Source organism: Streptomyces qinglanensis (assembly GCF_900111245.1).
In the GTDB taxonomy this organism is placed as follows: domain Bacteria; phylum Actinomycetota; class Actinomycetes; order Streptomycetales; family Streptomycetaceae; genus Streptomyces; species Streptomyces qinglanensis.
This window is the reverse complement of the sequence record NZ_FOGO01000005.1, coordinates 394,303-418,146: the sequence shown is the minus strand read 5'-3', so window position 1 is coordinate 418,146 and position 23,844 is coordinate 394,303. Positions and strand designations below refer to the sequence as shown.

Sequence of the window (23,844 nt, the reverse complement as noted above, 5' to 3'; positions counted from 1 at the left end):
AGTTCGGTCCCTATCCGCTGCGCGCGTAGGAGTCTTGAGAAGGGCTGTCCCTAGTACGAGAGGACCGGGACGGACGGACCTCTGGTGTGCCAGTTGTTCTGCCAAGGGCATGGCTGGTTGGCTACGTTCGGGAAGGATAACCGCTGAAAGCATCTAAGCGGGAAGCCTGCTTCGAGATGAGGACTCCCACCCCCTGTGAGGGGTTAAGGCTCCCTGGAGATGACGGGGTTGATAGGCCGGATCTGGAAGCACGGTAACGTGTGGAGGTGACCGGTACTAATAGGCCGAGGGCTTGTCCATAGAGGCTCGCGTCCACTGTGTCGGTTCTGAGACAACAACTGCACTTCAAATTGAAGAGAGTGCTTGTTCGCTTAGAGACTCCGAGGTGGGGACTGATGTCCTGCCCACCTTGAACAGAGTTTCGGTGGTCATAGCGTGAGGGAAACGCCCGGTCACATTCTGAACCCGGAAGCTAAGCCTTTCAGCGCCGATGGTACTGCATGCGGGAGCGTGTGGGAGAGTAGGACGCCGCCGAACAATCTTTATGGCCCTTGGCCTCCAGCGTGCATGCGCTGGAGGCCAAGGGCTTTTTTGTTGTCCCCAGCTTTCCGAAGAGCGTTGTTCCACCACCTGCGCGAGAATCGAAACGCAGGTACCGCAGACAGGAGTCACCGATGTCCCCCAGCTCCTCCGACGACCGCGACCGAGCCGACCGGCGGCCGCGGCAGTCCGGCCCGCGCGGCGACGGCGGCCGCGAGCGCACCCGCGGCCCCGGTCGCGAGGGCGGAGACCGTGCAGGTGGGGGATTCCGGCGAGGGGAGCGCGGCTCCTCGCAGGGCTATCGGCGCAACGACCGGCGTGATGACGAGCGCCGCCGGGACGACCGTGGACGTGGCGACGAGCGGGCCTACGGCAACCGTGACCGGGACGACCGTCGTCGCCAGGGCGGTCAGAGCGGCCAGGGCGGCTCCGGCTTTCGCCGTGACGACCGCCGTGACGACCGCAGGGACGGACGGCCGGCTGACCGCCGCGACAACCGTGGGCGAGAGGGATTCCGGCGCGACGAGCGACCGCACCGCGACGACCGGCCCCGCCGCGACGAGCGGAGCCGCGACGACCGCGGCGACGAGCGGCGTGGCGGATACCGGGGTGATCGGCCGCAGCGGGACGACCGCGACCGCGGCCGGGCCCCTTTCCGCCGGGACAGCCGGGACGGCCGGGACGGCCGGGACAGCCATGGCGCTGGCGACGGCCGGGACCGCAGCGGGCCCCGGGACGCCGGTCGCCCGCAGGGCGGTCGTGGCCCGCGCCGGGACGACGACCGCGGCGGCCGACGGCCGTTCGGCCAGGGCGGTGGCCGCGGGCGTGACGAGCGCCGGGACGGCCGTCCGGACGACCGCAGGAACGGCCGCGACGACCGGCGTGGTGGCGGCGGCTTCCGCCGCGACGACAACCGCCGCGACGACAACCGCGGCGGAGGCTTCCACCGAGGCGGGGACCGGGAGCGTCCGTACGGCGGGCGCGGAGACCGGGACCGGCGCCAGGAGCGGCCGGACCGGGAGCCGCTGCGGCGCCTGCCGATCGATGAGGACGTCACCGGGGACGAGCTGGACAAGGACGTCAAGCAGGAGTTGATGAGCCTGCCGAAGACGCTGGCCGGGGACGTCGCCCGGAACCTGGTGATGGTGTCGCGGCTGCTGGACGAGGACCCCGAGCAGGCGTACGGGTATGCCAAGGTGGCGCTGCGGCTGGCGTCGCGGGTGCCCTCGGTGCGGGAGGCGGCCGGGTTCGCGGCGTACGGGGTGCAGAAGTACGCGGAGGCGCTCGCCGAGTTCCGCGCCGCCCGGCGGATGACCGGGCTCCAGCACCTGTGGCCGGTGATGGCCGACTGCGAGCGGGGGCTGGGCCGTCCGGAGAAGGCGCTGGCGATGGCCGGCGAGCCGGAGGTGCAGAAGCTCGACAAGGCCGGGCAGGTCGAGATGCGGCTGGTGGCGGCCGGGGCCCGCCGGGACATGGGGCAGCCGGACGCCGCGGTGGTGACGCTGCAGAGCCCGGAGCTGGCCTCCCACTCGACGCAGCCGTGGACGGCTCGGCTCCGGTATGCCTACGCGGACGCGCTGCTGGAGGTGGGGCGGCGTGACGAGGCACGCGACTGGTTCGCCAAGGCGCTGGAGGCCGACCAGGGCGGGGTGACCGACGCGTCCGACCGGCTGGCCGAACTGGACGGTGTCGAGTTCATCGACGCCCTTGACGAGGACGCCGAAGAGGAGCCTCCCGCCGAGGACTGAGCACCGGGTACCCGGTCAGCGGCCGCGGGCGGCGTGCCGGAGACTCGGCGGACAGCCGGACAGCCGGACAGCCGGACAGCCGGACAGCCGGACAGCCGGACAGCCGGACAGCCGGACAGGCAGACGGACGGACAGAAGGGCGGACCTCTCGGGGGTCCGCCCTTCTGCTGTGCCGGGGTCCGCTGCTACCGGTACCGGGCGAGGGGGTTGCGGAGGGTGCCTGTCAGCTGCAGGGCGCCGGCCGGGTCCTGGAGGTCGACCATCTGCTGGTTGTTGCGGAGCTGGAGGCGGTTGAGGCAGGAGAGGGCGAACTCGTCGGCGAACAGGTCGTACCGGGCGTGCCGGTCGGCCAGCTCGGGGGTCGACTTCTGGTAGTCCTTCGCCACGTCGGCCACCGTCGACCAGAAGGTGGCCTCGTCCAGGACTCCCGCGGTGTCGAGGGCGGGGGCCAGGAAGCGGAAGAAGCAGTCGAAGACGTCGGTGAACAGGGAGAGGATCTTCATGTCCTCCGGGACGTCCGCGCGGATGCGCTCCACCTCGGGTGGCAGTTCGGCGTCCTGGCTCATGACGGCGATCTCCTCGGCCAGGTCCTTGAAGAGCACGCGGCGGGGCACGCCGTGTGCGTCCAGGACCAGGATCACGTTCTCGCCGTGTGGCATGAACACCAGGTCGTAGGCGTAGAAGCAGTGCAGGAGCGGGGTCAGGTAGGCGTGGAGATAGGCGCGGAGCCACTCGGCGGGCTCCAGGCCGGACTGCCGCACGAGGGCGGCGGCGAAGGAGTCGCCGTCGCGGTCGACGTGCAGGAGCGACGCCATGGTGGCGGGCTTCTCGCCCTTGTCGAGGAACGGCGCCGGGCTCTCCCGCCAGAGGGCCGCCAGCATCTTGAGATAGGGGGAGCCCTTGGGGGCCGCGGCCTCGTAGGGGGCGGGGTGGTAGCCGACGGCGGCGCGTTCGCGCAGCAGGCCCAGGCCGGTGCCGCGCAGGAGGTCGTCGCCTGCCACCAGGTCGGCCAGCCAGTCGTTGATGGCGGGTGTGGCTTCCATGTAGGCGGCGGACAGGCCGCGGACGAAGCCCATGTTGAGCACCGAGAGTGCGGTCTTCACATAGTGCTTCTCGGGGTGGTCGGAGTTGAAGAAGGTGCGGATGGACTGCTGGGCGAGGTAGGCGTCGTCGCCGTGGCCGAGGCAGACCAGGGAGCGCTGGGCGATTTCGGCGGCGAAGGTCACCGAGAGCTTGTTCCACCACTGCCAGGGGTGGACGGGGACGAGGTAGTAGTCGTCCAGGTCCAGGCCCTGTTCGGTCATGGCGGCGGAGAAGCGGCGCAGGGTGGCGGCGGGGAGCTCGGAGAGCAGCAGCTTGTCGTAGCTGAGGTCAGCGCCGGTGGTGAAGGTGGTGCGGGTGCGGTGCGCGGCGACCCAGACCAGGCGTACGGGCGCTCCGGCCTCGGGCGCGTAGGCACGGTACTCGGCGCTGTCGAAGCCGAGCCGGCCGTTGTTGGCGACGAAGCAGGGGTGGCCCTCGGTCATCCCGGACTCGATGGTCTGGAAGTCGGCCGCGGCCAGCTCCGCCGCGGTCCGGGGCGTGGCCGCCAGCTTGAAGGCGGTACTGGCCAGAGTGCTGCTGATCTCCTCCAGATAGACGGGGAGGATCTCCTCGCCCAGGCCCAGGGTGGTGCGCAGTTCCGTGATGAACGCCAGGGCGTCCAGCGGGAGTTCGCTGCCCTCGAGGTGCCGGGTGATGCTGTCGGCGTCGACCTGCCAGTGGTCCAGGGCCGAGCGGTGGGCCGTGAAGCGGTACTCGGTGGCGCCGTCGTCGGAGCGGACCGCGTACCGGTGCTCCTGGCCGTCCAGCGGCGCCGGTTCCAGCAGGCGTTCGTGGCTGAACTCCGCGAGGGCCTTGCGGATCAGGAGCCGGGTCGCCCGCTCCCAGCGTTCGGGGGTGAGGTGGGTGACCGCTTCGTGCGGCTGCGTGGGCCGGGGGGTGAGGGGGAGCGTCATGCGGGGGATTCTCCTGTGGCGGTCCGGAACTGCTCGCGGGTGCAGAAGCTGAGCAGGGCTTCCTTCTCCGGCTTGGTGAGGGTGGAGTCGACGCGGAAGCCCACGGCCTCGTTGAGGGCGTGCACGGCGGTGTTGCGGACGTCCGGTTCGACGACGACGCGGCGGGTGTCCGCGTCGGAGAAGAGCATCGCCATGACGGTGGTGATCACCGCCCGGGTGAAGCCGCGGACGGGCTGCCCGGTGGGCGCGCACAGGAAGTGCATGCCGACGTCGCCCGGCTGGTGCGGGTAGAGCCCGGCCAGTTCCACGTACCGGGGGTCGTAGCGCTCCATGAGGAAGGCGGGCTCTCCCCGGTGGAGGCCGAGGAAGGCGTCGTGGTGCGGGGAGGCCGCGATGCTCATGAACTCGCGTTCCACGTCGGGCAGCGTGGCGTCCTGCAGCAGGTAGAACGCGGACTTGGGGTGCGTCACCCAGCGGTGCAGCAGTCCGGTGTCGGCGAGCGGGTCGACGGGGCGCAGCGAGAAGGTGCCCAGCGCTTCGTCGGTGCGGGTGAAGACGGTGGCGTCGGCGGTGGTCACAGCGCTGCCTCCGGGGCCGTGGCGGGCGCGGCAGGTGGGTCCGTCGGTGCGGTGAACTCCTGGAAGGCGATGGACTGCTCTACCGGGTAGACCTCCCGGCCGAGCAGCTCGCGGATGATGCAGGAGTTGCGGTAGGCGGCCATGCCCAGGTCGGGTGCCACGAAGCCGTGGGTGTGCAGCTCCGCGTTCTGCACGTAGATCTCCTGACCGGAGGTGTCGATGCTGTAGTCGCGGCGTACGGCGAAGCGGCCCTGGGCGTCCCATTCGATGCGGTCGGTGATGGGGTCGAGGAAGTCCGGCCGCTGGTAGCGGTAGCCGGTGGCCAGGATCAGTCCCTCGGTGGTGAGGCTGAAGTCACGTTTCTGCTCTTCCTGGCGCAGCCCGAGGGTGTAGGTGCCGGCGGACTCGTCGTACGCGGCGTCGGTGAGTGCGGTGTTGGTCATCAGCCGGGTGGCGCAGGGGGCGCGGCGGTTCTTCTGGTAGAGCAGGTCGAAGATGGCGTCGATCAGCTCGGAGTTGATGCCCTTGTAGAGGTTCTTCTGGGAGGCGACCAGGCTGTCCCTGGTGTCGGGCGGGAGGGAGTGGAAGTAGTCCACGTACTCCGGGGAGGTCATCTCCAGCGTCAGCTTGGTGTATTCGAGGGGGAAGAACCGGGGGGAGCGGGTGAGCCAGGTGAGCGAGTAGCCGTGGGTGTCGATGTCCTGGAGGAGGTCGTAGTAGATCTCCGCCGCGCTCTGGCCGCTGCCGATCAGGGTGATGCTCTTCTTCCGCTGCAGCGCGTCCTTGTGCTCCAGATAGCGGGAGTTGTGGAGCAGGTCGCCGCCCAGGTCCTGGCAGGGCCCGGGGAGGTGCGGCGGGGTGCCGGTGCCCAGGACGAGCTTCCGGGCGCGGAAGGCGCGGTGCTCTCCGTCGGGCAGGTGCTCGGCGTGGACGGTGTACAGGCCGTCGGCCTCGTCGTACTCGACCGATGTGACCCGGTGGCCGAACCGCACGATGCTGCCCAGGCGGTCGGCCGCCCAGCGGCAGTAGTCGCTGAACTCCGCGCGGAGCGGGTAGAAGCTCTCGCGTATGTAGAACGCGTACAGCCGGCCGGACTCCTTGAGGTAGTTGAGGAAGGAGAACGGCGAGGTGGGATCGGCCAGGGTGACCAGGTCGGACAGGAACGGGGTCTGCAGGGTGCTGTCGTCCAGCATCATGCCCGGGTGCCAGTCGAACTCCGGCTTGTCGTCCAGGAAGACCCCGTCGAGCTCCGCTGTCGGTGTCAGACAGGCGAGGCCCAGATTGAAGGGTCCCACGCCGATGGCGACGAAATCGTGGACGGGCGTGTCGGCGGAACGGGCGCTGGAGGGCGTCACGTGGGGGCTCCGTGTCGGATCGGTCAGCATGCCGGGGCGGTGCTGAGGGCGGGCGGGTGGACCGCGCCGTGCTCGGCGGCGTACCGGTCGGCGTGTGCGGCGATCAGATCCAGGACCGCGGCGATGTCGGCCGTCGAGGTCTCCGGGTTGAGCAGGGTGAACTTGAGGTGGTGGCGGCCGTCGACCACGGTGCCGGCCACGACGGCCTCGCCGGAGGCGAACAGCGCGTCGCGCGCGTGCAGGTTCGCCCGGTCGGTGAGCGCGGCGTCCGCGCCGCGCGGGAGGTGGCGGAAGACGAGGGTGGAGAGCCGGGGTTCGACGACGACGTCGAACCGGTCGTCGGCGTCCAGCAGGCGCCAGGCGTCGGCGGCCCGGTCCACGCACTCGTCGAACAGCTCACCGAGTGCGTCGGCGCCCATCACCCGCAGCGTCATCCAGAGCTTGAGCGCGTCGAACCGCCGCGTGGTCTGGAGCGACTTGTCGACCTGATTGGGTATCTCCCGTTCCACGCTGCGGGCCGGGTTGAGGTAGTCGGCGTGGTAGGTGACATGGCGCAGGGTGTCCCCGTCCCGGACCAGGACGGCGCTGGAACTCACCGGCTGGAAGAAGGACTTGTGGTAGTCGACGGTCACCGAGTCGGCTCGCTCGATACCGGTCAGCAGTCCTCGGCGGCGGCGCGAGGTGAGCAGCCCGCAGCCGTAGGCGGCGTCCACGTGCAGCCAGGCGCCCGCCCGCTCGCACAGGTCGGCGACCGCGGGCAGCGGGTCGATGCTGCCGAAGTCGGTGGTGCCGGCGGTGGCGACGACGGCCATCACCGTCTCGCCGGCCCGCTCGCAGCGGGCCATCTCCTCCTCCAGCGCGTCGACGCGCATCCGCCGCTGCTCGTCGCAGGGCACCGGGACGACGGCCTCGGTGCCCAGGCCCAGCAGCACCGCGGCCTTCTCGATGCTGAAGTGGCTGCACTCGGAGGTGAGGATCCGCAGCTTCGGCAGGATCTGCGGGGTGCTGAGCGCGGTCTCGGAGTTCTTGCGCACCAGGCGGCAGGTCTCTTCCCGGGCCAGCAGCAGCGCCTGCAGGTTGGACTGCGAGCCGCCGCTGGTGAAGATGCCGTCGGCGGACGAGCCGAAGCCCACCCGCTGCGCGGTCCAGGCCACGAGCCGCCGCTCGATCAGGGTGCCGCCCGCGCTCTGGTCCCAGGTGTCCAGGGAGGAGTTGACGGCGGAGAGCACGGCTTCCCCGAGCACGGCCGGGATGACCACGGGGCAGTTGAGGTGCGCGAGGTAGCGCGGATGGTGGAAGTAGACGGCGTCCCGCAGGTACACGCGCTCCAGCTCGTCCAGTGCCTCGCTCGCCGTGCCCAGGGGCTTCTCCAGGTCCACGGCGGACACGGTGGGGGCGAGCTCGGCCGGGGTGACGCCGGTGAACGGCTGCTCGGTGCCGGCGAGTCTCGCGGCGACCCGTTCGACGCCGTGGGTGAGGGAGCGCCTGTAGTGCTCCGCTGTCCTGTCGTTGAGCAGGTGTGACCTGCTGCTCATGAAGTGTCCTCCTGACACGGACGTGGCACACCGCGCGACCCGCGCGGTCAGGTAAGGCTAGCCTAACCAACTCTGTCCGTCCGCATGCAAGGGGGCCCCGCGGCGGTGGTGCGGGGAGGGCGGAGCGGCCCGCGGAAGGCGCGGGCCGCGGCGGGCGGCGGGCGGTCGGCGCCGGGTGCGCGGGCCGCCGGTCAGCGCAGGGTGCGCAGCACCAGCCCGGTGGCGGGCTTGGGGCCGAACGAGGTCGACTTGCGGGGCATCGTCACGCCCCGCTCGGCGAGCGCCCGCACCGTCGATTCCGGAACGGGCCGCAACAGCACCGCCGTACCGCCGTGCGCCGCCGCCTGTTCCAGCGCCGCCTCGACGTGGTGCAGATAGCCGATGTCCTCGGGACGGTCGGGCACCTGCCAGACCGCGTCCAGCAGCGTGGAGTGCAGCACGGTGGCATCCAGCCGACGCCACGCCTCGGGCCGGTCCGCGGGAACCGTGCGCTCCAGCAGCGCAGGGGCGGGCCGGTCGAGCAGATGGAAGACACCGTCGCCCCCGGTCAACAGGAACGCGTTCCCCGGGGTGTCCGCCAGTTCCTCCAGCGCCTCGTCCAGCGGCGCCTCCAGTGTGCGCACCCGGAAGGGCGCCTCCGCGCGGTCCAGGAGGTCGAGCGCCCGCTTCACCGGCAGCCTGGGCAGTATCCGGTGGATGGCGCGTACCTGCAGCGGATAGCGCGCGGTGTCCACCAGCAGGACCAGGCCGTAATCCCACGGCGACTCCTCGGCCCGGCCGCCCTGTCCGGCGCGGAGCCGCAGATAGGTCGCCCAGCGGTGGTGCCCGTCGGCGATCAGCGCGCTGTGCCGGGACAGCTCGGCGTCCACCTGGGCGAGTTCGGCCCGGTCCGTGACCGCCCACAGCCGGTGCGCGAAACCGTCCTCGGTGGTCGTCGCCGCCAGCGGCGCGCCACGTATGGTCCGCTCGATGACGGCGGTGGCGCCGCTGCGGGTGCCGTCGCCGCGGTAGGAGAGCAGCAGCGGCTCGGGGTTGGCGGCCATCTCGCCCATCAGCTCCGCGCGGTCGGCCACGACCTCGTCCATCACCGCCTCGTGCGGGAGCACGATCCCCTCCTCGGGGTCCGACAGCCGCAGGGCACCGATCAGGCCGCGCTGCAGCAGTTCGCCCTTGCGCTGCTCGTAGACGTACAGCGCGGGCTGCGGATCGCGCGCCAGTACTCCTTCGTCCTGCCAGCGGCGCAGGGTCCCGGCGGCCTTGCGGTGCCGCGCCGCCGGATCCTCGGCCTGGGGCAGGATGAGCCGCACGATGTTGTAGGGGTCCGCGGTCTCCAGATGCCGCAGCCCGTCCGGCCGGACCACCACGTCGTACGGGGGCGAGGTCACGGCAGCGAGGCTGCTGACCTTCTCCGGCACGTAGCGCAGCCCCCGGAACGGGGTGAGTCTCAGTCCTCGGACGGTCATCCGTGCATGGTATGCCGGTGCCCCGCGGCCGGTGGAGCGGGGCACAGGGGGCGCAGGGGTGCGGAGGGTGCGAGAGGATCGGTACCGCGCGCAGGCCGGCCCCGGCATCCGCGTCCCCCGGGAGAGAGCACGAGGAGCGACCCCTGATGCACCACAGCACCGCCTCCGGCACGGCGGCACCGGCGCCCCGGCGCGCCCCGCAGGCCAGCGAGCGTGCGCTGCACACCGCGTACGACACGGCACTGCTGGACCTGGACGGGGTCGTCTACGCCGGGGGAGAGGCCGTGCCCCACGCCGTCGACTCCCTCGCCGCCGCGCGCGCGAGCGGGCTGCGGACGGCGTACGTGACCAACAACGCGGCCCGCACCCCTCAGGTGGTCGCGGGGCATCTGACGGAGCTGGGCGTGCCGGCGGGGGCCGACGAGATCGTCACCTCGGCGCAGGCCGTCGCCCGGCTCATCGCCGAGCGGATGCCGCGCGGTGCGCGGGTCCTGGCCGTCGGCGCCGAGGGGCTGCGGGCCGCGCTGGCGGAGCGGGAGCTGACCGTCGTCGAGACGGCGGACGAGGACCCCGCGGCCGTCGTGCAGGGCTACGGCGGGCCGTCGATGGAGTGGGGGCGGCTGGTCGAGGCGGCGCTCGCCGTGCAGCGCGGGGTGCCGTGGTTCGCCTCCAACACCGATCTGACCATCCCCAGCGGACGCGGCATCGCACCCGGCAACGGCTCGGCCGTGGAGGTCGTGCGCCTCGCGACCCGCTGGATGCGCACGCCGCCCGAGCCCGAGGTGGCGGGCAAGCCGCTGCCGCCGATGCACCGGGAGTCCATCCTGCGCACCGGTGCGCGGCGCCCGCTGGTCGTCGGCGACCGGCTGGACACCGACATCGAGGGGGCGCACGCGGGGGGCGTGGACTCGCTGCTGGTGCTGACCGGGGTGACCGACGCGGCCCGGCTGCTCGCCGCCTCTCCGCTGCACCGCCCCACCTATGTGGCCCGCGACCTGCGGGGTCTGCTGGAGCCCCAACCGGAGGTGACGGTGGGGCCGGACGGCGCTGCCGGGTGCGGTGGCTGGAGTGCCCGGGCCGGGGACGGGCGGCTGGAACTGGCGGGGGACGGCGATCCGGCCGACGGGCTGCGGGCCCTGTGCGGGGCCGCCTGGTCGGCGGCCGGAACCGCGGAGTGCCGACTGGACGCGGAGAAGGCCCTGAGCCGGCTGGGGCTCTGAGGCGGACCGGGAACTGTGCGGCTGTCCGGCGCTGAGCGGGTCTCAGTTCGTCGCCGCCGCGAGGGTCTCGGCTCACCGCGGCGGCAGGGGTCTCAGCTCGCCGCCGCCGCGAGGGCCTCGGCGACCAACTGCTCCTCCGAGGTGCCGGCGCGCCAGTAGCCGGTGAAGGTGACCGACCGGCGGTCGAAGCCCCGCTCGTTCACCAGATGGCGGCGCAGGGCCTTGACCGTGCCGGCCTCGCCCGCGAGCCACGCGTAGGGGGTGCCCGAGGGCAGCCCGGCCGAGCGCACCGCCGACACCGCGCGCTCGGTCCGCGAACCGGCGGCCCGGCTCCCGTCCTCGTCCCGCACCAGCCAGGTGATCCGCGCGTCCGAGAGGGTCGGCAGGTCCTGGATGTCCTCCCGGTGCGCGACCTCGGCGAACACCCGCACCGGCATCCCGGCGGGCAGCCACTCCAGCACGGCCCCGATGGCGGGCAGCGCCGTCTCGTCACCGCTCAGCAGCACCCAGTCGGTGCCCCGGGGCGGCCGGAAGTCGACACCGGCGTTGTCCTCGACGACCGGACCGAGCAGCGTCACCCGGTCCCCGGGGGCTGCCCGCAGCGCCCAGCGCGAGGCGGGACCGATCTCGCCGTGCAGCGCGAAGTCGATGTCCAACTCGTCCGCGGCGCCGTACTGGCTGCCCTTGCGCAGTGCCCGCACGGTGTAACTGCGCATGATCCCGCGGATGTTCTCGTCCATCGCCCGCCACTCGGCGAACCACTCCGTGCCCGCCTCGACGGGGACCACCGGTGCGGTCTGCCCCGGCTGCGGCAGGAAGAGCTTGACGCGCTGGTCGCGGCCCCCGGAGGCGAACAGGTCCAGCCCCTCGCCCCCGAAGGTGACCCGCAGCAGGGTCGGACCCAGTCGGCGGGTCCTGACGACGTGCAGAGCGAAGAACTCGAAGGGAACGGTGGAGGGCGCGGACCGCGCCGTGCTGGCCTTGCTCATCGTGACTGCTCCTCCCGGGAGGGACGGGGTCGGGCGGGGGCGTGGACCGCGTGGGGGCTGTGGGGGCCGGGGACCGCCACGACCCCCACGGTGGGTCAGCGGACCTTCTTGGCCTTCTCGATCGCCTCCGCGAGGTTCTCCAGCAGCGGTGCGGCGCCCGCGTAGGAGAAGCGGGGCTCCGCGGCCCAGGGGGCGACCTGGTCCGCCTTGACGGCGGGCAGGTCCTTCCAGGTCGGCTTCGAGGCGAGGGCCTTGGGCTGCAGGGACTGGGTGCGGTTGTCCAGGATGATCAGGTCGGCCTCGTACTTGTCCGCGTTCTCCCAGCTCAGCTCCTCGAAGAAGCCCTGCTTGCTGAGCTTCTTCGGCTTCACGAAGTCCACCCCGAGCTGCTTGAAGTACTGCAGGTCGGTGCTGGCGTCGGGGTCCGAGACGTAGAACAGGTCGGGCGCCCCGGCGGCGGCCATGACGCGGATGCCGCTCTTCGCTGCCTTGCGCAGCCGCTCGGCGGCCTTCTCGAAGCGGGCCTTGGCGTCGGTGACGGCCTTGGCCTTCACATCCGCGCCCAGTGACTCGGCGAGCTTCGCGTACTGCTGTACGACCTCCAGCATCGGCACCCCGGCGGCCTTCATGGCCACATGCGGCGCCAGCTTGTAGATCTTGTCCTTGCTCTCGTCCGGGACGTAGAAGAGCGCGTCCTTCAGGTACATGTTGCTGATCAGCAACTGCGGACGCGCCTTCGCGTACTTCTCCAGGTCGAACTCGCCGAACGCGTTGCCGATGATCTCCACCTTGGAGATGTCCATGTCCCCGGCGAGTACGTCGGGGTCGCCGTTCTTCTTCTTGGTCGGACCGAAGACGCCGACGACCTGGTCGCGGATGCCGAAGTCCCACAGCGCGGCGGCGGTGGCCGTGTAGGCGACGATCCGCTCCGGCACGGCGTCCAGGGAGACCTTCTCGCCGCGGCCGTCGGTGAAGGACCAGCCCTTGCCCTTCGGGTCGCTGCCCGCACCGGAGCCGGAGTCGTCACTTCCGCATGCGGTGAGCAGCGCGCCGAGGCCGACGGCGCCACCCGCGGCGAGCAGACCGCGGCGCGAAAGCGGGGACATGGGGGAGGAGCTGGGCATTTTCTCTCCGGCCTTCTCTCGACGTGCTGCGAACGCACCGCGGGCAGGCCGCGGACGTCCATGCGGGGCGGCCATGGGGCCGAGTTCCCAGTTAGGCTAACCTAACCAAAGTTGTTGTTGTCCAGTGGCCGGGCGGCACGATTCCCCGGCCCCTACCGGAGCGCGTACGTGACTCTCCCCAAGTCCCCGCAGTCGCACAGGGGTTCGGTGGTCGAGCAGCAGCCGCCCGCGGCCCGCCCGGAACAGCCCGCCCGGGCCCGGGCGCCGCTCGCCCGGGCCGCCGGGCTGCTGGCCGCCACTCTCGTCCTGCTGCTCGTCGCCCTGCTCAGCCTCGCCTTCGGCGCCCGGCCGCTCTCCCTGGGGGAGGCGTGGTCGGGACTGCTGGACAGCGGCTCGGCGAGCTACCCCGTCGTCCACGAGATGCGGCTGCCGCGCACCTTCCTCGGCCTGCTCGCCGGTGCCGCGCTCGGTCTCGCGGGCGGCGTCATGCAGGCGCTCACCCGCAACCCGCTGGCCGACCCCGGCCTGCTGGGCATCAACGCGGGCGCCGCGGCAGCCGTCGTCACCGCCATCTCCTTCTTCGGCGTCGCCGGGTACACCGGGTACATCGGCTTCGCCTTCCTGGGCGCCGCGGCGGTCTCCGTGCTCGTCTACGCCGTGGGCGGCGGCCGCGGCGCCACCCCAGCCCGGCTCGCCCTGGCGGGGACGGCGCTGAACGCCGCGCTGATCTCCTACGTGAGCGCCGTGCAGCTCCTGGACACCGCTTCGCTGGACCGGATGCGGTTCTGGATGGTCGGCTCGCTCGCCCGCGCCCAGGACACGACGGTTCTCTCGGCGCTGCCCTTCATCGCGGTCGGTGCGCTGGTCGCGCTGGCCCTGGCCCGGCCGCTGAACGCGCTCGCGCTCGGCGACGACGCGGCCCGCGCCCTCGGCTCCCGGCCCGCCAGGACCCGCGCCGCCGCCATCGTGGCCATCACCCTGCTGTGCGGCGCCGCCACCGCGGCCTGCGGGCCGATCGTCTTCGTCGGACTGATGGTGCCGCACATGGTGCGCGCGCTCACCGGCCCCGACCAGCGCTGGATGCTGCCCTACTGCGCCGTCCTGGCGCCCGTGCTGCTGCTCGGCGCCGACATCCTCGGACGGATCCTGGGCCGCCCCGGTGAACTGCAGGTCGGCATCGTGACCGTGGTCCTGGGCGGCCCGCTCTTCCTCTACTTCGTGCGCAGGCGGAGGGTGGCACACGCATGAGCCTCACCGGCACCCGTTCCCGCGTCGTCCGCACCGCGGGCGGCCTCTCGGTCGGCTACCGTCCGCGCGCCCTGCTGGTCGGCACCGGCTGCCTGCTGCTCGCGCTGGTCGCCGCCGTGTTCGCGATCGGCAGCGGCGAGTACCCGATGCCGCCCGGCGACGTACTGCGCACCCTGCTCGGACAGGGCGACCCCGCCGACGCGTTCATCGTGAACGAGCTGCGGCTGCCCCGCACCGCGACCGCCCTGCTGGTCGGCGCGAGCCTGGGGCTGAGCGGCGCCGTCTTCCAGGCCGTCGTCCGCAACCCGCTCGGCAGCCCGGACATCCTCGGCTTCACCAACGGAGCGGCGGCCGGGGCGCTGCTGGTCGTCTTCGCCGTGGGCGGCAGCAGCGCCCTGCTGGCGGGCGGCGCCGTGACCGGGGCACTCGTCACCGGCACACTGATCTACGCCCTCGCCTGGAAAGGCGGCCTGCACGGCTACCGGCTGGTGCTCGTCGGAGTCGGCACCACCGCCATCCTGACCGGCGTCAACAGCTACCTCATCACCCGCGCCGGCCTCACCGAGGCATCGCGTGCGGTGCTGTGGATGACCGGCAGTCTGGACGGGCGCGGCTGGGACGACGTACTGCCGCTGGCCCTGGGCATGGTGGTGCTCGTCCCGCTGGTGCTGCTCGGCTGCGGACGTGCGCTGGGAATGATGGAGATGGGCGACGACGCGGCGTACGCGCTCGGTGTCCGCGTCGAACACACCCGGCTCACGCTGCTGGTCGCCGGGATCCTGCTGGTGGCGCTCTCGGCCGCCGCGGCGGGGCCGGTCTCCTTCGTCGCGCTGTGCGCCCCGCAGCTCGCCCGGCGGCTGACGAAGGCGCCGGGCCCCAATCTGCTGCCCTCGCTGTGCATGGGCACCCTGCTGCTGATCTGCGCCGACCTGGTCGCCCAGCGGGCCTTCGACGGGCACCAGCTCCCGGTGGGCGTGATCACCGGGGTGGTGGGCGGCGGGTACCTGGTGTGGCTGCTGGCCACCGAGCGCAGAGCGGGGCGGATATGACCGGCCCGCACGACCAGACCGGCACCCATGGCCCGACCGGCACAGACGTACGCACGCACGACGGAGGCGGGGACACGATGAAGACCGCGACACAGGCCGACCGGGCGCAGACCGCTGCCACAGCCGGGCCGGCAGCCGGAGAACCCCGGCTGACCGGCCACGACCTCACCCTCGCCTACGACCAGCGCACCATCGCACGCGAGCTGGACGTGGCCGTGCCCGACCGGTCCTTCACGGTCGTCGTGGGGCCCAACGCCTGCGGCAAGTCGACGCTGCTGCGCGCGCTCTCCCGGATGCTCAGACCCACCCGGGGGCAGGTGCTGCTGGACGGCAACGACATCGCGGGCCTGCCGGCCAAGTCGCTCGCCCGCACCCTCGGTCTGCTGCCCCAGTCGTCCACAGCGCCCGACGGCATCACCGTCGCGGACCTGGTGGCCCGCGGCCGCTACCCGCACCAGGGACTGCTGCGCCAGTGGTCGCGCGACGACGAGCGGGTGGTGGCCGAGTCCATGGCGGCCACCGGCGTCGAGGGCCTCGGGGACCGTTTCGTGGACGAGCTGTCCGGAGGCCAGCGCCAGCGTGTGTGGATCGCCATGGCGCTGGCGCAGCAGACGCCGCTGCTGCTGCTGGACGAGCCCACCACCTACCTGGACATCGCCCACCAGATCGAGATCCTCGACCTGTGCGCCCGGCTGCACGAGGAGGAGGGGCGCACGCTGGTCGCCGTCCTGCACGACCTCAACCACGCGGCCCGCTACGCCACCCATCTGATCGCCATGCGGGACGGCCGGATCGTCGCCCAGGGCGAACCCGGCGAGATCGTGACGGCGGAGCTGGTGGCGGAGGTCTTCGGCATGCCCTGCCGGGTCATCGACGATCCCGAGACCGGTACCCCACTGGTGGTGCCCGCGGCACGGCGCTGACACGGGCGGCTCTGTCGGACCCGGAAGGTAGCGTCGGGGCATGAGCGAGTTCGCGCAGGGCCCCGGGCCCGGCCGCGCCCCCGAACAGCAGCCCCCGGGGAGCGCCACCGAGCGGTACGACGAGACGGCGCGGCCCGATCAGCCGCACGGGCGCCCCGGGCCGGCTCCGGCGGGCGCCGAGGACCCCCGGGCCCGGCACGGCGCGGGCCTCCCCGAGCCGGGCGCCGGACGCGCGCCGGAGGCCGCCCCCGGCGGACCCGAGGAGGCGGGCGCCGCCGCCCCGGAGGAGGTGCCCGGGCGCGCCGCCGAGCCGGACGGCGGGCCCGGCGTCCCCGAGTCGGGGGAGGAGCCCGAGGACGGCCCGCGGCCCCTCGGCGTGGGCGTGCGCCCGACCGGGAACGGCCCCGTCGACGCCCGGCTCAAGCGGCTGGAGGACGCCGACCACCTCGCTGTCTCCGGTCATCTGGAGGTGTACGAAGATGTCCACGACGGCCTGCGCGAGAGCCTGGCCGCGCTGGACCGCCCCCACACACCCCGGAGCTGAACCGTGGCACGACGCCGACTCGACGCGGAGCTGGTACGCCGCAACCTCGCCCGCTCCCGGGAGCACGCGGGCCAGTTGATCGCCGCGGGCCGGGTCACGGTCGGCGGCAACGTCGCGGCCAAATCCGCCACCCAGGTCGAGACCAGTGCCGCGCTGGTCGTCAAGGCGGACGAGAGCGATCCGGGCTATGTCTCGCGCGGCGGCCACAAGCTCGCCGGAGCCCTGGAGGCGTTCGGTCCGCGCGGGCTGCGGGTGACCGGCCGGCGTGCGCTGGACGCGGGCGCGTCCACCGGCGGGTTCACGGACGTGCTGCTGCGTGCCGGCGCGGACCGGGTGGTCGCGGTGGACGTGGGCTACGGCCAGCTCGCCTGGTCGCTGCGGAGCGACCCGCGGGTCACCGTCAAGGACCGCACGAATGTCCGGGAACTGACGTTGGAGGACATCGACGGCGAGCCGGTGGAACTCGTCGTCGGTGACCTGTCGTTCATCCCCCTGGGGCTCGTCCTGCCCGCGCTGGTCCGCTGCGCCGTACCCGAGGCGGATCTGGTGCTGATGGTGAAGCCGCAGTTCGAAGTGGGCAGGGAACGGCTGGGCAGCGGAGGTGTCGTCCGCAGCCCGGAGCTGCGCGCCGAGGCCGTGCGAACGGTCGCCGGACACGCGGCGGCCCTGGGCCTGGGCGCGCTGGGCGTCACCTCGAGTCCGCTGCCCGGGCCCTCGGGAAACGTCGAATACTTTCTGTGGCTGCGTGCCGGGGCCGACACCCTCGACCCGGCCGAAGTCGAGCGAGCGGTGGCGGAGGGGCCCAAGTGACCGAGGACAGCGGAGCGACGCAGCCAGCACACCCTCCCGGTGACCGCCGGGGCGGTGTGCCGGACCCCGGCGCGGCGGGCGGGGACCGTACGGTCTTCCTGCTCGCGCACACCGGCAGACCGGCCGCCGTGCGCAGCGCCGAACTGGTGGTCCAGGGGCTGCTGCGCTGCGGGATCGGAGTGCGGGTGCTCGCGGACGAGGCGGCCGACCTGCCGCTGCCCGAGCGGGTGCAGACCGTCTCGGCCCGGCCGGACGCGGCCGAGGGCTGCGAACTGCTGGTCGTGCTGGGCGGGGACGGCACCCTGCTGCGCGGCGCCGAGTTCGCCCGCGCCTCGGGCGTGCCGATGCTCGGCGTCAACCTCGGCCGGGTCGGCTTCCTCGCCGAGGCCGAGCGCGACGATCTGGACCAGGTCGTGGACCGCGTGGTCTCCCGCGCCTACGAGGTCGAGGAGCGGATGACCCTCGACGTGTTGGTGCGCAACGGCGGCCACGGCGCGCACAGCCCCGGCAGCGGCCAGGTGGTGCACGCCGACTGGGCACTCAACGAGGTCTCGGTGGAGAAGGCGGCGCGCGAGCGGATGCTGGAGGTCGTCATCGAGGTCGACGGGCGGCCCGTCTCCAGCTTCGGCGGGGACGGCGTGGTGTGCGCCAGCCCCACCGGCTCCACGGCCTATGCCTTCTCCGCGGGGGGACCGGTGGTGTGGCCGGAGGTCGAGGCGCTGCTGATGGTGCCGATCAGCGCGCACGCGCTGTTCGCCAAGCCCCTGGTCACCGCACCCGATTCGGTGCTGGCCGTCGAGGTACGGCCCCAGACGCCGCACGGGGTGCTGTGGGCCGACGGGCGGCGCAGCGTCGAACTCCCCGCCGGGGCGCGGGTGGAGGTGCGGCGCGGTGCGGTGCCGGTACGGCTGGCGCGGCTGCACCATGCCTCGTTCACCGACCGCCTGGTCGCCAAGTTCGCGCTGCCCGTCACGGGCTGGCGCGGGGCGCCGCGCTAGGTCCTCGGCGGAGCCCCGTCCGCCGGGCAGGGCGGACGGGGCTCCGCCGACACGACGTGGGGCCTGCCGCAGGGGGCCGGCCGGCGCGGAGCGGTGGCGCTGCTCGTGCGGCGGCGAGCGCCGCTCCCGGGGCGGTGGCGAGCGCGGCTCCCGGGGCGGTGGGGAACCGCGCGCGGGGCGACGGGGGAGCCCGGACCGAGACGGTGGGGGAGGAAACGGATATGCCGGTGCAATGCCGGTCGAATTCCGCCGCGGCCCCGCTCCACGATCCGGCCACCACCCGGACCACAGGTGTGGCCGGTGCGCGGGGACCTCGTATGGTCGTATCCGTGTTGGAGGAGATGCGGATCAAAGCCCTGGGCGTGATCGACGACGCCGTTGTCGAGCTGTCCCCCGGCTTCACCGCGGTGACCGGCGAGACCGGCGCCGGGAAGACCATGGTCGTCACGAGCCTCGGGCTGCTGCTCGGTGGGCGTGCCGACGCCGGGCTGGTCCGGGTCGGCGCCAGGTCCGCCCTCGTCGAGGGCCGGATCGCGCTGGCTCCGGACGCGCCGGCGGCGCGCCGGGCCGAGGAGGCGGGCGCGGAACTGGACGAGGGGGCGTTGCTGGTCAGCCGCACCGTCTCGGCCGAAGGTCGGTCGCGGGCCCATGTGGGCGGGCGTTCGGTGCCGGCCGGGCTGCTCGCGGAGTTGGGCGACGACTTGGTGGCCGTGCACGGGCAGACCGATCAGCAGGGCCTGCTGCGGGCCGCGCGGCAGCGCGAGGCGCTGGACCGCTACGCGGGCGAGGCGGTGGCCCGGCCGCTGGCCGCCTACCAGGAGGCGTACCGCAGGCTGCGGGCCGTCGCCGCGGAGTGGGAGGAGCTGACCACCCGGGCCCGCGAACGCGCCCAGGAGGCCGACCTGCTGCGCTTCGGGATCCAGGAGGTCGAGGCCGCCGAGCCGCGCTCGGGTGAGGACACCGAGCTGGCGGCCGAGGCCGAACGGCTGGGCCACGCCGAGGCGCTGGCCTCCGCCGCGACCACCGCGCACGGCGCGCTGGCCGGGGACCCCGCCGACCCGGAAGGCGTCGAGGCGGCCACCCTCGTCGCCGGGGCGCACCGCGCGCTGGAAGCGGTGCGGGCGCACGATCCGGCGCTGGCCGCGCTCGCCGACCGGCTGGGCGAGGTGCACATCCTGCTCTCCGACATCGCGGGCGAACTGGCCGGATACGCCGACGACCTGGACGCCGATCCGCTCCGCCTGGCCGCGGTCGAGGAGCGCCGTGCGGTACTCGCGCAGCTCACCCGCAAGTACGGCGAGGACATCGCCGCCGTGCTCGGCTGGGCCCGGGAGGGCGCCGAGCGGTTGGCCGAGCTGGAGGGCGACGACGACCGGATCGGTGAGCTGGGTGCCGAGCGGGACGCGCTCCGTGCCGAACTCGGTTCCCTCGCCCGTACCCTCGGTGAGGCGCGTGCGGACGCCGCCGAGCGGTTCGCGGACGCGGTGACCGAGGAGCTGGCGGAGCTGGCCATGCCGCACGCCCGAGTCAGCTTCGCGCTCAAGCACACCGAGGATCCGGACGGCATCGAGGTCGACGGACGCACGGTGGCGTTCGGGCCGCACGGCACGGACGAGGTCGAACTGCTGCTCGCCCCGCACCCGGGCGCGCCGCCCCGGCCCATCGCCAAGGGCGCCTCCGGCGGGGAGCTGTCCCGGGTGATGCTCGCCGTGGAAGTGGTCTTCGCCGACTCCGATCCGGTGCCGACCTATCTGTTCGACGAGGTCGACGCGGGTGTCGGAGGCAAGGCGGCGGTCGAGGTCGGACGCAGGCTGGCGCGGCTGGCCCGGTCGGCGCAGGTCGTGGTGGTCACGCACCTGCCGCAGGTCGCGGCGTTCGCCGACCGGCACCTGGTGGTGCAGAAGACCGACGACGGATCGGTGACCCGCAGCGGTGTCCGGGTCATGGACGGCGAGGAGCGGGTGCGCGAGCTGTCCCGGATGCTCGCGGGTCAGGAGGACTCCGAACTCGCGCGTGCGCACGCCGAGGAACTTCTGGAAGCGGCCCGCGGCGGTCTGTGAGCCGCCGCGCGGTGCGGCAGCACCGCGGCCCGTCCTCCGGCGCGGCCCGCTCTCCCGGGGCCACCGCTCCCCCCGGTGGCCCCCGCGCCGGCCCGCCGCCCGGTGGCGCGCCGCTCCCGTCCGTGAGCCGTTCCGCGCACGGCCGGGTCCGCACCGCCGGTCGGTGCCGTCGCAGGACGGCACGCCGTGCGCCCGGCCTCGCGGGGCGGAGCGCGCGCCCGGGAGGGGGGCGCCCGACTCGGCCTTCCGCGCTCTCACTCGTGTGAGTGAGAGCGCGGGATGTGCGTCCTGCCGTGGCGGCGCCGAGGTCCGTACGGCGGCCCACCGGTCCCGGTTCGCCTGGCATCCTGGGCACGCATGCGCCCACCCCCGACCCAGGGAGCTCCTCCGCCGTGAGCCCGAGCCGTACCCACGCCTCGCGTCGGCCCGCGGTCGGTGCGCGGCCGCCGCACGCCGTGCATGTGCTCGGGGGCGGCGTGGCGGCCGACGGGCCGCACGCGCCCTCGGCGCGGACTGCGGCCCACGCGCGTGCGCTCGCCCGCGGACTGACAGCGCGCGGGGTGCGGGTGACGGTGTGCACCCGGCACGACGCGGCGCTGCGGCACTCGTTCACCGGAACCGGCGCGGAGTTCACCGCCCTCCCCGGACGTACGGAGGCCGACGCGGTGGCCCGGCTGCGCGCGGTCTGCACGGAAGCGGACCTCGTCCACGCGCACGGCCTGCGCGCCGGGCTGCTGGCCGCCCTCGCGCTCGGCAGGCGGCGGAGCCCGGTGCCGCTCGTGGTCACCTGGTACGCCCTGCCGCGCGCCGGACCCGGACCCGGACATGCCTCGCGGGCGGACGCCGCCCACGACCTGGTGACCCGGCTCCTGCTCCGGCGGGTGGCCCGTGCCGCGACCGTCGTCCTGGGAACCACCACCGAACTCGTCGACGCCGCGCGCCGCAGCGGAGCCAGGGACGCACGCCTTGCCCCGGCACCCGTCCCGCTGACCGGGGCCGGGCCGTCGTCGGACCGGGAGGACGCGGCAGCCGAGGAGGCGCTTCGGAGCACGGCGCGCGCGGGAGTCGGGGCGGCGGACCGGCCGCTGCTGGTGGCCGTCGGCCGGCTGGACGGGCGGCGCGGCCACGACACCGCGTTGACCGCTTCCCGTGCCTGGCGCGGCCTCAGCCCCGCACCGCTGCTCGCCGTCGCGGGTGAGGGCCCCGGGCGGGGCGCGCTGCAGCGCCGCATCGACGAGGAGAAGCTGCCGGTACGGCTGCTGGGACGGCGGGACGACGCACTGCGGCTGCTGGCGGAGGCCGACATCGCGCTGCAGCCCACCCGCTGCCGGGGGCCGTCGCTGGTCGCCCAGGAAGCCCTGCGCGCGGGAGTGCCGCTGGTCGCGGCGGCGAGCGGCGGGGTCCCCGAACTGGTCGGCACCGCCGCCGTACTGGTCCCCTGCGGCGACGCGGACTCGCTCGCCTCCGCCGTGCTGGGTCTGCTGGCCGACCCGGCCCGCCGTGCCGCGCTGGGCGCGGCGGGCCGCGCCCAGGCGCGCACCTGGCCCGGCGAGGACGCCACGGCGGCGCTGGTCCTCGGTGTGTACGACGAGGTGACCCGGGCCGTCGCGGACCGCTGAGCCCGGCGCCGGCCGCCGCTGCGGACCGCCGGGCGACTCGCACCACGAGGTGCCCGGCGACCCGTACCGGGGGCCGCCCGGCGCGCACCCGCGCACCGGGCACCCAAAACGGGGCGTACGGTCAGACCCCGTACGCCCCTGATGCGGTCAGCCGCAGCGCGGTGTCGATCAGAGGGACGTGGCTGAACGCCTGCGGGAAGTTGCCGACCTGCCGCTGGCGCGCCGAGTCCCACTCCTCGGCCAGCAGACCCACGTCGTTGCGCAGTGCCAGCAGCTTCTCGAACAGCTTCCGGGCCTCGTCCACCCTGCCGATCATCGCCAGGTCGTCGGCGAGCCAGAACGAGCAGGCCAGGAAGGCCCCCTCCTCGCCCGCGAGGCCGTCCACGTTCTCGGCCGTGCCGTCGGCGCCCGCCTCGCTGCTGGTGGGGTAGCGCAGTACGAAGCCGTCCTCGGTGGTCAACTCCCGCTGGATGGCCTCGATGGTGCCGATCACCCGCTTGTCGTCCGGCGGCAGGAAGCCCATCTGCGGGATCAGCAGCAGCGAGGCGTCCAGCTCCTTGGAGCCGTAGGACTGGGTGAAGGTGTTCCGTTCCTTGTCGTAGCCCTTCTCGCAGACCTGGCGGTGGATCTCGTCCCGCAGATTCCGCCACCGCTCCAGCGGCCCGTCCACGTCGCCCGACTCGATGAGCTTGACCGTGCGGTCGACGGCCACCCAGGCCATCACCTTGGAGTGCACGAAGTGCCGGCGCGGGCCGCGCACCTCCCAGATGCCCTCGTCCTTCTCCTCCCAGTGGTCCTCCAGATAGCCGATCAGCTTGAGCTGGAGCAGTTGGGCGTAGTCGTTGCGCGCCAGGCCCGTCATATGGCCCAGGTGCAGTGCCTCGACCATCTCGCCGTACACATCGAGCTGGAGCTGACCCGCCGCGCCGTTGCCCACCCGCACCGGCTTGGATCCCTCGTACCCCGGCAGCCAGCTCAACTCGGCCTCGGACAGTTCGCGTTCGCCCGCGATGCCGTACATGATCTGGAGGTTCTCCGGATCGCCCGCGACGGCACGCAGCAGCCACTCGCGCCACGCGCGGGCCTCTTCGCGGTACCCGGTGCGCAGGAGGGAGGAGAGGGTGATGGCCGCGTCCCTCAGCCAGGTGAAGCGGTAGTCCCAGTTCCGTACCCCGCCGATCTCCTCCGGCAGCGAGGTGGTCGGCGCGGCGACGATCCCACCGGTGGGCGCGTAGGTCAGCGCCTTGAGCGTGATCAGCGAGCGCACCACGGCCTCCCGGTAGGGCCCGTGGTACGTGCAGGTCTCGACCCACTCGCGCCAGAAGTCCTCGGTGGTGCGCAGCGCCTCCTCCGGCTCGGGCAGCTCCGGAGCGGGCCGGTGCGACGCCTCCCAGCTGATGGTGAACGCCACCCGGTCGCCGGGGCCGACGGTGAAGTCGGAGTAGGTCGTCAGGTCTTTGCCGTAGGTGTCGGCCTCGGTGTCCAGCCAGACCGAGTCCGGCCCGGCGACGGCGACCGTGCGCCGTCCCTCCTTGTGCACCCACGGCACCACCCAGCCGTAGGAGAACCGCATCCGCAGCGCCGAGCGCATCCGCACCCGCCCGCTGACGCCCTCCACGATGCGCACCAACTGCGGTGCGTGGTTCTCACGCGGAGGCATGAAGTCGATGATCCGGACGGTACCCCGAGGGGTGTCCCACTCCGATTCCAGTACGAGGGAGTCCCCCCGGTAGCGGCGGCGGTCGGCCGGTGGCGGGTCGCCGCCGGCCGGGTGTGCCGGACCCACCCGCCAGAACCCGTGCTCCTCGGTGCCGAGCAGCCCGGCGAACACCGCATGGGAGTCGAAGCGGGGTAGGCAGAGCCAGTCGGCCGAGCCGTCCCTGCCGATCAGGGCCGCAGTCTGCATATCCCCGATGAGTGCGTAATCTTCGATGCGCCCAGCCACGTGCATCTCCAGTCGAACGAACTGCGACGCCCCCGCGGGACGTGCTGGATGACCTGTGAGTTTCTGCCTGTCCCCAGGCAAGTGTCCGTGCAGGATACG

The 23,844-nt window shown here is 73.3% G+C and carries 19 protein-coding genes and 2 rRNA genes; 12 read left to right on the top strand and 9 right to left on the bottom strand.

The genetic code is table 11. The features are described 5' to 3' along the window. Positions 1 to 300, top strand: a 23S ribosomal RNA gene (locus BMX65_RS14335); the annotation flags it as partial. A 120-nt stretch (positions 301 to 420) separates the two neighbouring features. Next, positions 421 to 537 (top strand): 5S ribosomal RNA (gene rrf / locus BMX65_RS14330). A gap of 131 nt (positions 538 to 668) precedes the next feature. On the opposite strand, the gene BMX65_RS31405 is transcribed toward rrf, so the two are convergent. After that, positions 669 to 1,487, bottom strand: a complete 819-nt coding sequence (locus tag BMX65_RS31405; RefSeq protein WP_079171881.1) for a hypothetical protein — start codon at positions 1,485 to 1,487, stop codon at positions 669 to 671. A gap of 87 nt (positions 1,488 to 1,574) precedes the next feature. Between BMX65_RS31405 and BMX65_RS31400 the strand changes: the two genes are divergently transcribed. Then, entirely contained in the window at positions 1,575 to 2,288 is a 714-nt protein-coding gene (locus BMX65_RS31400) for a tetratricopeptide repeat protein (RefSeq protein ID WP_204357595.1), read from the top strand. A 185-nt stretch (positions 2,289 to 2,473) separates the two neighbouring features. Here BMX65_RS31400 and BMX65_RS14320 read toward each other — a convergent pair whose 3' ends face one another. From BMX65_RS14320 to BMX65_RS14300, 5 genes are all read right to left on the bottom strand, one after another. Further along, positions 2,474 to 4,285 carry an IucA/IucC family protein gene (locus BMX65_RS14320; RefSeq protein ID WP_075000622.1) on the bottom strand — a complete coding sequence of 604 codons (1,812 nt, stop codon included), beginning with the start codon at positions 4,283 to 4,285 and terminating at the stop codon, positions 2,474 to 2,476. Beyond that, entirely contained in the window at positions 4,282 to 4,863 is a 582-nt protein-coding gene (locus tag BMX65_RS14315; protein ID WP_075000621.1) for a GNAT family N-acetyltransferase, read from the bottom strand. The genes BMX65_RS14320 and BMX65_RS14315 overlap by 4 nt, the downstream gene beginning before the upstream one ends. Then, complete coding sequence (locus BMX65_RS14310) at positions 4,860 to 6,248, bottom strand: lysine N(6)-hydroxylase/L-ornithine N(5)-oxygenase family protein (protein ID WP_239502319.1); 1,389 nt, start codon at positions 6,246 to 6,248, stop codon at positions 4,860 to 4,862. The genes BMX65_RS14315 and BMX65_RS14310 overlap by 4 nt, the downstream gene beginning before the upstream one ends. After that, complete coding sequence (locus BMX65_RS14305) at positions 6,242 to 7,753, bottom strand: pyridoxal phosphate-dependent decarboxylase family protein (RefSeq protein WP_075000619.1); 1,512 nt, start codon at positions 7,751 to 7,753, stop codon at positions 6,242 to 6,244. Before BMX65_RS14305 ends, BMX65_RS14310 begins: the two co-directional genes overlap by 7 nt. A 191-nt stretch (positions 7,754 to 7,944) precedes the next feature. Continuing rightward, positions 7,945 to 9,216, bottom strand: coding sequence for a DUF1015 family protein (locus BMX65_RS14300; protein WP_075000618.1), 1,272 nt, complete (start codon positions 9,214 to 9,216; stop codon positions 7,945 to 7,947). Between the two features lie 146 nt (positions 9,217 to 9,362). On the opposite strand from BMX65_RS14300, the gene BMX65_RS14295 reads away from it, so the two are divergent. Further along, positions 9,363 to 10,436 carry an HAD hydrolase-like protein gene (locus BMX65_RS14295; protein WP_075000617.1) on the top strand — a complete coding sequence of 358 codons (1,074 nt, stop codon included), beginning with the start codon at positions 9,363 to 9,365 and terminating at the stop codon, positions 10,434 to 10,436. 92 nt (positions 10,437 to 10,528) lie between these two features. Here the strand turns inward: BMX65_RS14295 and BMX65_RS14290 are convergent, their stop codons facing one another. Together BMX65_RS14290 and BMX65_RS14285 are read right to left on the bottom strand one after the other, a co-directional pair. Continuing rightward, the gene (locus BMX65_RS14290) at positions 10,529 to 11,425 is read right to left on the bottom strand and encodes a siderophore-interacting protein (RefSeq protein WP_075000616.1); all 897 of its coding nucleotides are present in this window, start codon (positions 11,423 to 11,425) and stop codon (positions 10,529 to 10,531) included. A 95-nt stretch (positions 11,426 to 11,520) separates the two neighbouring features. Further along, entirely contained in the window at positions 11,521 to 12,549 is a 1,029-nt protein-coding gene (locus BMX65_RS14285) for an ABC transporter substrate-binding protein (protein ID WP_075000615.1), read from the bottom strand. A gap of 168 nt (positions 12,550 to 12,717) precedes the next feature. Here BMX65_RS14285 and BMX65_RS14280 point away from each other — a divergent pair, with 168 nt between their 5' ends. The 8 genes from BMX65_RS14280 to BMX65_RS14245 all read left to right on the top strand — a co-directional run bounded on the left by BMX65_RS14280 (position 12,718) and on the right by BMX65_RS14245 (position 21,800). Next, positions 12,718 to 13,797, top strand: coding sequence for a FecCD family ABC transporter permease (locus BMX65_RS14280; protein WP_075000614.1), 1,080 nt, complete (start codon positions 12,718 to 12,720; stop codon positions 13,795 to 13,797). Continuing rightward, on the top strand, positions 13,794 to 14,846 hold the full coding sequence (locus BMX65_RS14275) for a FecCD family ABC transporter permease (protein ID WP_075000613.1): 1,053 nt from the start codon (positions 13,794 to 13,796) through the stop codon (positions 14,844 to 14,846). The genes BMX65_RS14280 and BMX65_RS14275 overlap by 4 nt, the downstream gene beginning before the upstream one ends. 77 nt (positions 14,847 to 14,923) lie before the next feature. After that, positions 14,924 to 15,769, top strand: a complete 846-nt coding sequence (locus BMX65_RS14270) for an ABC transporter ATP-binding protein (protein ID WP_239502320.1) — start codon at positions 14,924 to 14,926, stop codon at positions 15,767 to 15,769. Between the two features lie 40 nt (positions 15,770 to 15,809). Continuing rightward, positions 15,810 to 16,313: a hypothetical protein gene (locus tag BMX65_RS34290; RefSeq protein WP_420856851.1), complete on the top strand. Its 504-nt coding sequence runs from the start codon at positions 15,810 to 15,812 to the stop codon at positions 16,311 to 16,313. A gap of 3 nt (positions 16,314 to 16,316) precedes the next feature. After that, entirely contained in the window at positions 16,317 to 17,123 is an 807-nt protein-coding gene (locus BMX65_RS14260) for a TlyA family RNA methyltransferase (RefSeq protein WP_075000612.1), read from the top strand. Between the two features lie 56 nt (positions 17,124 to 17,179). Then, a complete protein-coding gene (locus tag BMX65_RS14255; protein ID WP_075000659.1) occupies positions 17,180 to 18,121 on the top strand; it encodes an NAD kinase in 942 nt (313 codons plus the stop codon). A 317-nt stretch (positions 18,122 to 18,438) separates the two neighbouring features. Then, positions 18,439 to 20,181 carry a DNA repair protein RecN gene (gene recN, locus BMX65_RS14250; protein ID WP_075000611.1) on the top strand — a complete coding sequence of 581 codons (1,743 nt, stop codon included), beginning with the start codon at positions 18,439 to 18,441 and terminating at the stop codon, positions 20,179 to 20,181. Between the two features lie 392 nt (positions 20,182 to 20,573). Beyond that, positions 20,574 to 21,800, top strand: a complete 1,227-nt coding sequence (locus BMX65_RS14245) for a glycosyltransferase family 4 protein (RefSeq protein ID WP_075000610.1) — start codon at positions 20,574 to 20,576, stop codon at positions 21,798 to 21,800. Positions 21,801 to 21,921: 121 nt separating this feature from the next. Here BMX65_RS14245 and BMX65_RS14240 read toward each other — a convergent pair whose 3' ends face one another. After that, entirely contained in the window at positions 21,922 to 23,751 is a 1,830-nt protein-coding gene (locus tag BMX65_RS14240; protein WP_075000609.1) for a glycoside hydrolase family 15 protein, read from the bottom strand. Between the last annotated feature and the right edge of the window lie 93 nt (positions 23,752 to 23,844).